This is a genomic window from Ensifer sp. 22460 (assembly GCF_052044935.1).
In the GTDB taxonomy this organism is placed as follows: domain Bacteria; phylum Pseudomonadota; class Alphaproteobacteria; order Rhizobiales; family Rhizobiaceae; genus Ensifer.
Map to the genome: position 1 here is coordinate 96,361 of NZ_JBQENZ010000013.1, position 11,955 is coordinate 108,315.

The 11,955-nt window shown below is 56.5% G+C and carries 11 protein-coding genes; 5 read left to right on the forward strand and 6 right to left on the reverse strand.

The window, feature by feature from the left end:
* Positions 1 to 3 precede the first annotated feature (3 nt).
* The 4 genes from ACTJKM_RS17670 to ACTJKM_RS17685 all read right to left on the reverse strand — a co-directional run bounded on the left by ACTJKM_RS17670 (position 4) and on the right by ACTJKM_RS17685 (position 4,088).
* Complete coding sequence (locus tag ACTJKM_RS17670; RefSeq protein ID WP_058330200.1) at positions 4 to 981, reverse strand: ABC transporter permease; 978 nt, start codon at positions 979 to 981, stop codon at positions 4 to 6.
* 146 nt (positions 982 to 1,127) lie between these two features.
* A complete protein-coding gene (locus ACTJKM_RS17675) occupies positions 1,128 to 2,108 on the reverse strand; it encodes a sugar ABC transporter substrate-binding protein (protein WP_440660685.1) in 981 nt (326 codons plus the stop codon).
* A gap of 43 nt (positions 2,109 to 2,151) precedes the next feature.
* The gene (locus tag ACTJKM_RS17680; protein WP_058330198.1) at positions 2,152 to 3,354 is read right to left on the reverse strand and encodes a mandelate racemase/muconate lactonizing enzyme family protein; all 1,203 of its coding nucleotides are present in this window, start codon (positions 3,352 to 3,354) and stop codon (positions 2,152 to 2,154) included.
* A gap of 11 nt (positions 3,355 to 3,365) precedes the next feature.
* Positions 3,366 to 4,088: a FadR/GntR family transcriptional regulator gene (locus tag ACTJKM_RS17685; RefSeq protein WP_058330197.1), complete on the reverse strand. Its 723-nt coding sequence runs from the start codon at positions 4,086 to 4,088 to the stop codon at positions 3,366 to 3,368.
* Between the two features lie 110 nt (positions 4,089 to 4,198).
* Between ACTJKM_RS17685 and ACTJKM_RS17690 the strand changes: the two genes are divergently transcribed.
* Positions 4,199 to 5,095, forward strand: a complete 897-nt coding sequence (locus tag ACTJKM_RS17690) for an SMP-30/gluconolactonase/LRE family protein (protein WP_089045383.1) — start codon at positions 4,199 to 4,201, stop codon at positions 5,093 to 5,095.
* Positions 5,096 to 5,330: 235 nt separating this feature from the next.
* Entirely contained in the window at positions 5,331 to 6,389 is a 1,059-nt protein-coding gene (locus tag ACTJKM_RS17695; RefSeq protein ID WP_440660687.1) for an IS1595 family transposase, read from the forward strand.
* A gap of 274 nt (positions 6,390 to 6,663) precedes the next feature.
* Here the strand turns inward: ACTJKM_RS17695 and ACTJKM_RS17700 are convergent, their stop codons facing one another.
* Positions 6,664 to 8,514 carry an AAA family ATPase gene (locus ACTJKM_RS17700; protein WP_440660689.1) on the reverse strand — a complete coding sequence of 617 codons (1,851 nt, stop codon included), beginning with the start codon at positions 8,512 to 8,514 and terminating at the stop codon, positions 6,664 to 6,666.
* A 119-nt stretch (positions 8,515 to 8,633) separates the two neighbouring features.
* Positions 8,634 to 8,852: a hypothetical protein gene (locus tag ACTJKM_RS17705; protein WP_440660690.1), complete on the reverse strand. Its 219-nt coding sequence runs from the start codon at positions 8,850 to 8,852 to the stop codon at positions 8,634 to 8,636.
* A 407-nt stretch (positions 8,853 to 9,259) separates the two neighbouring features.
* Here ACTJKM_RS17705 and ACTJKM_RS17710 point away from each other — a divergent pair, with 407 nt between their 5' ends.
* The 3 genes from ACTJKM_RS17710 (at position 9,260) to ACTJKM_RS17720 (ending at position 11,946) form a co-directional block, all read left to right on the forward strand.
* Positions 9,260 to 9,538, forward strand: coding sequence for a hypothetical protein (locus ACTJKM_RS17710; RefSeq protein ID WP_440660692.1), 279 nt, complete (start codon positions 9,260 to 9,262; stop codon positions 9,536 to 9,538).
* Between the two features lie 34 nt (positions 9,539 to 9,572).
* Positions 9,573 to 10,094 carry a hypothetical protein gene (locus ACTJKM_RS17715; protein ID WP_440660693.1) on the forward strand — a complete coding sequence of 174 codons (522 nt, stop codon included), beginning with the start codon at positions 9,573 to 9,575 and terminating at the stop codon, positions 10,092 to 10,094.
* A 226-nt stretch (positions 10,095 to 10,320) separates the two neighbouring features.
* Complete coding sequence (locus ACTJKM_RS17720) at positions 10,321 to 11,946, forward strand: ISL3 family transposase (RefSeq protein ID WP_246812924.1); 1,626 nt, start codon at positions 10,321 to 10,323, stop codon at positions 11,944 to 11,946.
* Positions 11,947 to 11,955 lie beyond the last annotated feature (9 nt).

The window sequence follows — 11,955 nt, forward strand, 5'->3', positions numbered from 1 at the left end:
GGCTCAGACCTCCACCTTGATCGATTTTGCCCGCTTGCGAAGCCAGGAGTTGGCGACGACCGCGAAGATCGTCAGCGAGCCGATCGCAAATTTGAACCAATTGGCGTCGACCTGACTGAGGATGAGACCGTTGTCGATCACGCGAATGAGAATGACGCCAATGATGCCGCCGAAGACGGCCCCAACACCACCATTGAGCGCGGTACCACCAATGACAGCCGCGGCAACCGCTTGGAGTTCCATGCCCTCGCCGATCGAAGGCAGTGGCGACCCGAGGCGAAGCACCTGAATGAGCCCGGCAAAGCCGCTCAGCACCGAGCAAAGAATGAAGCAAGCTATTTTGACGCGCGCAGTCGGGATCCCAAGGGCATCGGCTGCCGGTAGGAAACCGCCGGTCGCTCTGATCCAGTTGCCGAAATTTGTCCGGCTAAGGAGCAGCGACACCAGAACGGCAATGACCAGGAACCAGATGAACGACATACGAAACAATTGGCCCGGCCCAACAAAACTGGTGAAGAGCCACGTGGGAAGATCGGCCGGCAAGAGCGGCGGAAAGCCCCCCGAGATGACGACCGTAAGCGATCTGGCCACAAACATCATGCCAAGCGTGGTAATAAAGCTTGGGATCGCAAAACGGATGGTCAAATAGCCGTTGAGCAGTCCTATCGCTACACAAACGAGAAGGCCCGCGACTAGTGCCATCGGGAACGAGATCCCACTGGCCATCAAGACAGCCATCGTCATCGGCATCAGCGCGAAAACGGCGCCGACAGAAAGATCGAATTCTCCGCAGATCATCAAAATAGTGACACCGATGGCAACCAGCGCCATCTCCGGGAGGATCCCAAAGAAGCCTCGCAGGTTTTCAAAGCTCAAGAAGACGCCTCCAGACCGGATCTGGAAGAGAACTACGAGCAGAAAGAGGAGAAGGAGCGCCGCGAGTTCCGGCTTCTCCATGTAGATTTTCAGCATTCTTTTCATCGCATGCTCCCGTGCGGCAGGGCAGCCCATCTCGCGGGCCTGCCGGCCAAATTCATTGCTTTGCGCGCCGTGTTCGACGCGCAAAGCACATGCTTCCATCAACAGGCTCTTTCTGCGAAAACCCTCCGATTTTCGCAGAAACGCGTCTACCGCAGGCCCTGTGCTGAAAGGTCCATGATGTTGTCGGCATCAGCCGGGCGGACGATCCCTTGCCCCGTATCGATGTCAGCCGGGGCGAGGCCAAAATTCTTGGCGAGATAGACCTGCATTACAGGCATGAAGCCTTGCATGTATGGCTGCTGATCGACCTGGACCTGAACATAGCCCGTCTGCATTTGCTGGACGACTTCGGGCACCAGATCGAAGCCACCCAGAAGCACCTGACCCGGCGCGACCCCACGATCCTTCAGAACTCTTGCCACTGCGGCATGCCAGAATCCGGTATCGAAATAGGCGGTGGTGTTGGGGTGCGCATTGAGATAGGCGCCGACACGATCTGATGTCACGGCAAGGTCCGTGCCACTGTCGATCCGTTCCCAGGACACTTCTCGACCGGGGTTCGCGGCCTTGAGTTCCGTAAGGAAATCCATGACGCCCTGCCCGCGTGCCTCCGACCAGTTCTGGCCGGGCGCGGAAATTCCGACCAACACTTTGATCGGTCCCTCCTTCGGAAAATTCTCGGACATGGCCTTCCCAAGGGAGTATCCGGCGCGCCGGAAACCCTGTCCGACGAAAGCAACCCGCGCGTTTCCTTTCGCCCCCTCGCTGTCGTCGACGTTGACGCCGATGACCTCCACGCCGTCCTTGGCGGCCCGAGCGATGACGTCGTCAAACGCCTTGTCATCGACGATGGAGGTCAGAAGGGCGTCAGGCTTGCTCGCCAACGCAGCTTCCATATTGGAGAGTTGCTGCTCAACCGAACCCTCGGTCTGGGTAAACACCATCTGGCAATTTGCGCCGATCTTCTCGCATGCGTCATCGTAACCTTTTTTGACCGCTTGCCAGAATGTGTTTGAAGCCGACGAGTGATGCGTGAAGACGATCTTCAACGGTTCTGCCGACGCGCCGAGCGCGGTCGAACCAAAAAGCGCCAACCCCAATGCACTCCCAATCAATACTGTTCGCATGCTTGCTCCTCCTTAAGCTGCAAAATTGCGAAAGAACCCGGTCTTAGCCCCCGCTCGAAGTTCGACGGGACACCGTAAATGCCTTTTCGAGCTCGGGATTAAGCTCCATGCCGAGACCGGCCCCTGGCGGAACCGTGATCATCCCGTTTCGAACTTCCGGAAGCGCCGTAACGAGGTCGCGATACCAAGTCTTGTAGAAGGCCCGCACGCTCTCCTGGACCAACGCGTTGGGTGCGTTGAGCGACAGATGCGTCGATGCGCAAAGAACGACCGGCCCGGTGCAGTCATGCGGTGCCACGGGGAGATGCCACGCTTCCGCCATCGCCGCGATCTTGCGCGCCTCCGACAAGCCGCCACACCAGCTGATATCCAGCATGACCACGCCAGCAGCGTCGGTCTCCAGGAGGTCTCGGAAAGCCCACCTCGAACCCAATGTTTCCGATGCAGAGATCGGCGCAGGCGAGACGGCTGCATAACGCTTGAGGCTGGAGAGGCTGTCCATCTTGATGGGATCCTCGTGCCAGAACGTCTGGTACGGTGCGAGCGCCTTGGCAATCTGCATTGCCGGCAAGAGCTGCCACATCGAGTGGAACTCCACCATGATGTCCATGCGATCGCCAACGGCGTCGCGGATCTTCTGGAACGGCACCAGCGCCGATTTCAGGTCGGGCATCGAAATATACTGACCACGCGACTTTTCCGCCGCGATATCAAACGGCCAAATCTTCATCGCCGTAATGCCCTCTTCCAAGAGGGACAGTGCCAGTTCGTCGGCGCGATGCAGGAAGCCGTTGAGGTCGTCGTAGTTGCGGGCGCCGGCGGACGACAGATCGTAGTTTGCGGTCGTCTGACCGGTTGCTTTCTTGATGTACTCCGTGCCCGCACAGGTGTTGTAGGTGCGGATTTCATTGCGGCTGAAGCCGCCGAGCAACTGTGCTATCGGCTGGCCCGTCGCCTTTCCGAAGATATCCCAGAGCGCAATGTCGAATGCCGAATTTCCACGCACCTCGGCGCCGGAAGAGCGAAACCCGAGATAACCGACCAGATCAGATGCGAGAAGATCGATCTGCAGCGGGTTTCGCCCGATGACACGAGGGGCGACGTACTCGTGGATGTAGGTCTCGACGGTTTCTGCGCCGAAGAAGGTTTCTCCGAGCCCCGTCAACCCCTCGTCGGTATGGACCAGCAGCCAAAGCAGGTTCGGCCGTTCCGCGATGCGGACCGTCTCAAGTCTCGTAATTTTCATCAGGTTTTCCCCTATGCGATTCCAGCCGCGAGCAGTGCTTTTGCGCTTTCGTCGAAATGGCGGGCCATGAGCTGGCTGGCGGCTTGGGGGTCGCCAGCCAGAATTGCTCCGGCCAAGTCGATATGTATCTGGTTCATGGCGTGCCGGTCGGCGTCGGACGCGCGGCTGCGCCACCCGATCGGCCAGGTCTGGCGGGAGACCCCCTGGAATGCGCCGACAATGATCGAGAAGATCGGGTTCTTGGAGGCGCGAGCAATCTCCAGGTGAAAGGCGAGATCACTCTCCATAACCTTGTCCGCATCCGCGAAATTTGTCTCCATCGCTCTTGCATGGGCAAGGATGGTGTGGGCTTCCGCGTCGCTTCGACGAAGCGCAGCCAGCGTCGATGTCCGCATTTCTATGGTTCGGCGTACATCATAGACCTGGTTGATGTTGATCTGGGCCGTATGCACGCCATGCTCGATCATCAAGGACATTGCGCCGTGGTCGAGTTGAGCCACCGTGGCACGCTTCCCGACATTGAGATCAATCAGCCGCATGGTCGCAAGCGACCTGAAAGCCTCACGCACCACCGAGCGGGACACGCTGAGTTCCTTAGACAGGGTGGCCTCGCTCGGCAGTCGATCGCCCGGACCAAGTTCGTTCTCCCGAATGTGCTGGGTGATAGCGCCGATCGCGGTGCTGACGAGATTGCCTCCTGCAAACTGTTCTTCGTCGACTGGAGTTAAACTCATTTTCGTCTCCCAGTTTGATAAAACCTGTCGGACAGGTTGAATTGAACCGAGTCATAGTTTATGGACAAGCTGTGTGTCAAGAACCAATTTGAGAACAGCTCGGAGGGCTTATGAAAATCGAAGTTGACGTGGCATTCGCGGCGGAAAACGTCGTTGGAGAGAGTGCCGTATGGGATGAGCGGCAAAACAAGCTTTGCTGGGTCGACATCGTCGGAAAATCGATCCATCGGCTCTGCCCCAGGTCGGGCAAGCATGAAAAGTGGAGTTTCCCCGACCTGATCACCTCAATCGGTCTTCGCAACGACGGCGGCGCGATCGTCGGATTGCGGAAATCAATCGCGTTATGGGAATTTGGAGGTGGGCTTCATGTCGTGACCGAGATCGAACCAGAGTTTCCGGGCAATCGACTGAATGAAGGCATCGTCGGACCAGACGGGGCTTTCTGGATTGGCACGATGCAGGACAATATCGCAGCCGATGACACGCCCCAGGCGACAACTGCAAAAGCCGGGAGACTCTACCGGTATTCGCACGGGGCATTGCATTCGGTTTCGGATGATCGGTTCGGAATTACAAACACGCTAATATGGACCGACAATGGCCGGCTCATCACGGCAGACACGGAAGACAATGTGATCTACAGCTATGCGCTCGATGCCAATTCCTGGGCGCTTCACGACAGGCGATCGATCCTTTCGGGCTTCGATCGGGGTCTTCCGGACGGCTCCTGTATGGATGCTGAAGGCTTCATTTGGAACTGCCGCGTCGCAGGCGGCGGCTGTGTGGTCCGATTTTCGCCCGATGGTAGGATAGATCGCGTTGTCGACCTGCCATGTTCATGGCCGACGAGCTGCGCGTTTGGCGGCCCCCAATTTGAAACCCTGTTTGTCACGTCGGCGCGCTTCACGATGAGCGACGAGCATCTTGCTCGCAACCCACATGAGGGTGCGGTCTTCGCGCTGCGGCCGGGCACCTACGGGCTGCCAGCAAACCGTTTCAGTCAATGACGACTGAACAACCACATAGCAAACCTGTAGCGCCACATCAGCTGCGGCTTTTGCGGCAACAACCAAGGTTGGAACAACCGCTGCTTAAACTTATCGACCGGTTAAACTTACATCGGGCCGGCCATTCCACTCGATACATTATGCGATCTGGGCCTTTATCAACAAAAGACAGCAACAACCTTGCTGTCTAGGGATTGCCGTGCGATTCTTCGGGGATGATCCGAAGGAGATGAGAATGTCGGAAACGATGCTTGCAGCGCTTACCAACATTCGGACCGCGGAAGATATGATCGTGGCCTTTCGCGATGAGGAGCAGTGTCGGCGATTGCTAGAAAGCATGGTGTGGCCGGCCGGAAGAGTTTGCCCCGCCTGTGGTTACAAGCGCTCGATCGCGATCGCCGGGCGCGATATGGGCAAGCGGCGTGCGCGTCCGGGTCTCTATCAATGCTCCAGCGGCGAGTGTCGGTTCCAGTTTACGGTGACGACACACACGCCGCTGCATTCCACTATTCTGCAGTCGGATAAAGGTTTGTCCTCGGTGCGTCTGGCCGAGGCTCTGGGGGTAAGCCAACCCACGGCCTGGCGGATGGGACACGCGCTGCGTCTCATGGCGGCGCGCGAGCGCATGCTTGATGGCACGGTGGAGATCGACCATTTTCATCTCGGTGGGCGACCGAGAATAAATCCGGACGATCCACCGCCTGGACGAGGCCGAAAAGGTCTACCGAATACCCAGAAGACGCCTGTCATGGTGATCGTGCAGCGACCAGATGACGTCACACCCGGCACTCCGGCCGGTGACGCGCGTGCTGCGGTGGTGACTGGTCTGTCGCTACGTGCAGCGGCGCGCGCCGCCGAAGCGCAGATCGATCCCGACGCCTACTTGATGAGCGATGAGGCGACAGCGTTCATAGCCCTTGGCGAGAACTATGCCAGGCATGACACTGTGAAGCATTCCAGCCGCGAATACGTTCGTGACGCCGTTCATGTCAATTCGGTCGAAGGTTTCAATTCCCGCGTTCGTCGCACAATTGCGGGCGTCTTTCATCATATCAGCCCGCAGCACGCCGACCTGTATTTCCACGAGATCGGTTTCCGCTGGTCACAGCGCATTGTGACTGGCCAGGCTGTGCGGAAAAGCCGAAATGGCGTGGAACGCATGAAAACAATGTGGTCACGGGTACCGCCGGCGCTGCAACTGCTGCAGATCTTTCGCGCTGCTACCGGCCGTCAAATGCGCAGAAGCCAGTATGGTGGCATCATCGTCAAATCAGCAGTCGCTGTCTTTGGTTGATAAAGGCCCGATACATTATGCGATCTTGAAAGCCCAAACCGTGAACATCACAGCAACAAGCCGTAGCGGGTTCGTGGGAGCACGGTTCTGTCCGCCCCTAAAGCGACGTCCACGCTTAAGTCTGTAAACTGCAGCGTTGCGCCTCAAAGCGGACCTCGGATACGCAAGCGTCGGACGGATGACATGGGGCCGTAAGCGCATTTCAGCTTTCGGGCTTGGTAGGGCGAAGTTGACGTCGCCCCTTACTTCCTTGTCGCGTCTCGGCGTCATTCCATTATTCAGCGACTGCATCGATGATAGACCGTATTTCGCGGCTCTTGCTGGAAGTATCGTCTGCCAGAAATAACTCAAGACCATTTTGGCAGAATTCGATCACATGACTAAGATCTTTCCCAATACCAAGGTATGTTTCGAGGTCGCCTTCGCGAAGGACGAACATGCCGTCTGCCGCCGACGCGTCTATATGACCTTCCCAATCTAAGTGTGACTGTTTGAATGCGGCGATTTGTTCAGCCGTTCGTAGGAGAACACCGTTGTCGGCGGGATAATGCAAATTCACGATATAATCGAAGTCTGAGATTGCGTAAACGCGGAGGCCGAAGCTTGAAAACAGACTGCCCCACTTCGGCAGCTCTCTCTTTCCGCCGACATGGAGAACCGCAATTTCTTGTTCGAGCAGACGGTGCCTCTCCTGGAGCAGCGCCCTGAAGAAATAGCGGTCGGTGTCGCCCTCCACCAGAAGAACTTTTTTCGAGAAAAAAGCATAAGTGGACCGGGAGTTGTCAAGAATGCGTATGAGGCTTTTTTCATCTGCGGAAAGTGATGGCGAGAAGATTGACGTGTGACCGTTTGCATTAAGCGCAAACCGGCGCACAGAACTTATGGTGCTCGAATTGATGAGCGATTCCGAGTGAGTAACGAGAATATATTGGCAGTTCTGCGTTCGGTTCAGCTCTCGCAGTACCTGCAGATACTCGTGCTGAAATTGATAATGCAAATGGATTTCCGGTTCATCAATGATGACGACGCCACCCTTCAGCTCACCCCTCCCATACGCCTCGAGCACCAGGTGGATAATCGCTTTTTGACCCGCGCTCAGGCTGTTAATGTCGCCGATTGGCTTGTTGCGACGGGTGTCGTAGAATTCAAAGCTGTATTGCCATGTCCGCTGGTCCAGAAGCTTTATTTGACAGCGCAGATTTACCACGCGCAGTCGCTCATTGACCGACCTCACAAAAGGAAGATCATTCGCTTCTTGCTCACACTGCGCAAGGTCTTTTGCCTCTGAAATGAGGTTGAAATGGCGCTCAGCAACCTGCAGCCGCACGAGCGCGAACACTGGCGGTTCATTGCTGTCGGTGGCGTTGAGGCTACGATTAAAATCTTGATTCCGTATGTCCTGAATTTGCTGCGACGCCGGCGCGCTGCTGAGGGAGATTGAGGGCTGAAACGCGTGGTAGTTGCGATAGCTACCGATAAGCGTGAAGCTCTCATAGAGCGGTGGGATCGGCTCCCCGCGCGTAAGTGCATTGTGAAGTGAAATGGCTTCTCTGAAGAGGTGATAGTCGGTTAGATATGTGAAGCCAAAATCATGTTCTCCACCCTGTAGCTGAACCGAAAAGTTATTCGCAGCACGGTTCAAAATGGCATCAATAACGTACGTATCGCGCTCTTCGCCATGGGCGTTGAAATTATAAGTAGAGTATGATCCAAGCGTTTGGGTAAGCTCATCAAAGTAAGCCCTGATATGAGCAATGTTCTGCCGGTCGATGTCGTCGAGTCGCACTGCTATGCGAATGCGCTGCTCTTGATCTTCGGTATCCCAGTTTGCGTCCAGCCGAAAACCGTTGATGTTGGTGTGATTGGCGGGCTGCAGAATCTGCCGCCGATTATCTGGTGCAAGGGTTGAGCGGCGTCCGAACAGCTCACGATTGAAGCTGAACTGACGATATATGACCCTTCGGAAGAGGAAGTTGACAATTTCGAGGGCTGTCGATTTTCCGGAGCCATTCTCGCCGATAATAATATTTAGACCATCGTCAAATTCTATTTTATCGGCCTGGCCCATATCGGCGCGATAGGGAAAGCTCAGGACATTTGATATTTGAAGGTATTCGATTCGCATGCCTTAACCCCACATTCCTTACCGGAGCAGCATACCGAGGGCCGATCTTTTCCTCAAGCTACGGTTGAGGGGCCAGGTGTAGGCTGAGCTGCATGCGGCGCGAGGGTGGAGCTCTGATGCTACTCAGGCTGCGAGAGATAGTCTGCGCAACCGTTGCGCCATGCTCGCGTTTCGGGGATATCAGTGATGCCCGGCAGGACGCGCTGTCCACTGGCGCTCTCGACCTTCACGCCGACGATGGCCTTGCACAGGGTTTTGACCACAAACGGTGGAGAAGAGTCCGTCTTTTGCCAGACGGCCCAGATCAAGACCGCCGTGAATAGGAAGGCGGCAATCACCTTCAGTATGTTCTGTGCACGATGAAAATGTGCACGTAGGCGAAACAGGGGGGCGGTTGGAAGCTCTATAACGACGAACCAAGTTGCGAGGTCAACAAATCCACGACCCGCCCGACCCAATGCTCGCCGAGCGCATATCTCGCAAATTCTACCACGGCAATACCTTATTCAACTGTTACCAAGCCGCCCCGGCGTGCATTGCGTTTCGAGGCTGAATTATCATCGATGTCGACTGCTTTACTCTCCATCCGCTTGAGACGACTGGAAGCTGGCAACATGCCGCTCAGTCCGGATATCTCCGATCCTTTCGCCTTGAAGGGATACGAACCGAAGACCTGTAGACCGATTGACACCAAGGCCCTGATTATATGTGATAATGTCCTTTATCATAGATATGGAGACGACGAATGACCGAAGAGGAACGAGCGGCGATGATAGAGGCTGCCGTAGATGACCTTAAAGCTGTTGGACGGCACTGGATACAAGATCCCGACGCGAAAGACGTTCGAAACGCGGTCAGCGAACTTTTGCCCGGGCATACGATCACGGCCCATGAGCCGGCACCGTGGGACGAGTGGGTTATTGTGGATCACTCTTTTCAAACAATGACCGGCCCGGAGCTTGAGAAAATTGCCGGGGAACGGGCGAAATTGCGTAAACGCAATGCCACCCGACTCCCAAAATGAAGATCCGTAATCCCAATCATAGATAGGAGAGTGCATGGTTCCGAGCGGCCGCAACAATTTCGAACTGAACGCCGCGACCGCATTGAGAGACGTCTACCGGCTGTTTCTGGTGTTCGCCGGCGACGAGCGGATTTTCGACCTGACCGGCGACGATCGGGAGGATCCTCTCCGGCTGATGCGGAACGACTTGTTCGCGGATGAAATCATCCATCTGCTGATCGGCACGGCGATCGCCAACCGCATTCAGCTGGAGCATATGGACGCCGTGCGGTCGGGATCCTCGGCCGAAGCACGCAAAATTGCCGATGTCGCATGCGGAGATCTGGAACCGGATGTGCTCGGCGACAAAGGCTCGCAAAAGCTCAGCTTCCGGGAAGCCTGCAACAAGATTGTTCACGCGATCCATATTGTTCCCGACTGTGGCAACCCGGCGGAAAATCCGCTGACGAGCGAGGTGAAGTTGCGCGGCCACAAAGGTAGAGAAGCTTGGGTAGCCTACCTCAACATCCCGCAATACGTCAGGGCATCCGTCATGAACTTTCGAGGTCAGCCATGAGCAAACCGGTGCAGCGCTCGGCCGCGGCCCAGATCGACGTCGCGCCAGGCGTCGTGGGGCGGGATGAATACGAACGCGATGTTTGTGCCCGAAGGGGATCGGCGACCGATGTCCGGTACGAACCGGACGCCTCCATCGGAGACTGGTGTCGTTTTGCATTTAACCGGGTTCTTCCTCAATTTCTGTGGTTAACAGAGTGTTAGCGCCTCGACTGCTATCTGCGGGGATGCGAGCGCAATTGAAATGGTCACCCGGCCCAGGGGTCAAGGTTCTGGGTATTACCGTTCAAGATGAAGAAAACTGGGTTGTTTCTGCCGCTGCGAAACCTGTCGGTATCTGCCCGGATTGTGGAACGCAAAGCCGGCATCGCCACGGCTGGCACAACCGCCGCCTCCAGGACTTGCCTGTTCAAGGTCAAGTTGTGAAAATCGAGCTCGCACTGAACCGGTGGCAGTGCAGACACCGGAAATGCGGGCGACGAACCTTCACCGACAGGTTGCCTGAGATTGCTTCACCCTACATGCGACGAACTGAACGGATGGCTGAGATTGTGGGCTTGATTGGCCACAGGATGGGCGGTCGCCCAGGTGAGCACTTGCTGCATCGGCTTGGCATGCCGGTCAGCGACGACACGATCTTGCGGCAATTGAAGCGCGATAATCCGGCGTCCACGCAAAAAGACACTATTCGGGTTGTGGGCATCGATGATTGGAGCTGGCGGCATTCCTCGCGGTACGGGACGATCATGGTCGATCTTGAGCGTCATTCGGTCGTCGATGTTTTGGAGGACCGCAGCGTCGAGAGCGCAAAATCTTGGTTGCAAGAACGTCCGACGATCGAGGTCGTGAGCCGAGATCGCTGTGGTTTGTATGCTCAGGCAGCCCGAGAGGGCGCCCCGCAGGCCCTCCAGGTGGCTGACCGTTTTCATCTGGTCCAAAATCTCAGGGAGGCGATCAAGGAACAGATGAGCGTGTACGGTCACGCCAATGTTAGACCCATTCTCTCTGAAGATGCTATCGCCAGCGCCAGGTCACAGCAGCGCCGTGCCCGCTTGGCGCACAGGCAATCTCGTCAGGAAATATTCGACACGTTTCAAGCTTTGCGGCAGCAGGGCCTCACCTACAGCGAGATTGCAAGGCGGACCGGATACGAGCGCCGCAGCATCGCGAATTGGCTTACTTCCAATGCGCCTCGAGACAGAAACCGAGCGACATTGAATCCGACATCGCCACTGTATTTTGAAACATTTCTGGCTGAATGCTGGAGGAATGGAAACCGCATTGGGCGCCATCTGTTTTACGACATCAAGAACCGCGGCTACACGGGCAGCCGCTCCAATCTGGAGCGCCTGTTGAAGGTGTGGCGTGAGGTCGAAAACATTCAACCCGACGAGCCGCTTCCGGAGACGGATGTTTCAGAACCCGTCCGCGATCCTGACACGGGCCATATGATCTCGTCTGTGGTGGCAGCCGCTTTGTGCATAAAGCCGCGCGGCTTGCTGACAGATCGCCAGGCCAGAAACGTCGATGCATTGAAGCAGGGCTCTCGAGCGTTCGCCATAATGCGTGGCTTGGCCATGCGCTTCAACGGCATCTTGCGCAGCAGGAGCCCGGACGCGCTGGATGAATGGATCGACGATGCCATCGACACCGAGCTCACGGCAATCATGCGTTTCGCCAGCGTTTTGCGCCGGGATATTGATGCCGTCAAAAATGCAATCGAACTCCCGTGGAGCAACGGTCAAGCCGAAGGGCAGATCAACCGCCTCAAGATGCTGAAGCGAGCAATGTACGGTCGCGCCGGCCCACAACTGATGAGGGCGAGAATGCTGCCACTGAATCACAGAAATTGAGGATGAACC

Bases quoted from the DNA above. Each gene is read 5' to 3' on its own strand.
- ACTJKM_RS17670 (WP_058330200.1), bottom strand. From the start codon at position 981: ATGAAAAGAATGCTGAAAATCTACATGGAGAAGCCGGAACTCGCGGCG.
- ACTJKM_RS17700 (WP_440660689.1), bottom strand. From the start codon at position 8,514: ATGCGAATCGAATACCTTCAAATATCAAATGTCCTGAGCTTTCCCTAT.
- ACTJKM_RS17715 (WP_440660693.1), top strand. From the start codon at position 9,573: ATGGTTCCGAGCGGCCGCAACAATTTCGAACTGAACGCCGCGACCGCA.
- ACTJKM_RS17690 (WP_089045383.1), top strand. From the start codon at position 4,199: ATGAAAATCGAAGTTGACGTGGCATTCGCGGCGGAAAACGTCGTTGGA.
- ACTJKM_RS17695 (WP_440660687.1), top strand. From the start codon at position 5,331: ATGTCGGAAACGATGCTTGCAGCGCTTACCAACATTCGGACCGCGGAA.
- ACTJKM_RS17675 (WP_440660685.1), bottom strand. From the start codon at position 2,108: ATGCGAACAGTATTGATTGGGAGTGCATTGGGGTTGGCGCTTTTTGGT.
- ACTJKM_RS17680 (WP_058330198.1), bottom strand. From the start codon at position 3,354: ATGAAAATTACGAGACTTGAGACGGTCCGCATCGCGGAACGGCCGAAC.
- ACTJKM_RS17710 (WP_440660692.1), top strand. From the start codon at position 9,260: ATGACCGAAGAGGAACGAGCGGCGATGATAGAGGCTGCCGTAGATGAC.
- ACTJKM_RS17720 (WP_246812924.1), top strand. From the start codon at position 10,321: ATGCGAGCGCAATTGAAATGGTCACCCGGCCCAGGGGTCAAGGTTCTG.
- ACTJKM_RS17685 (WP_058330197.1), bottom strand. From the start codon at position 4,088: ATGAGTTTAACTCCAGTCGACGAAGAACAGTTTGCAGGAGGCAATCTC.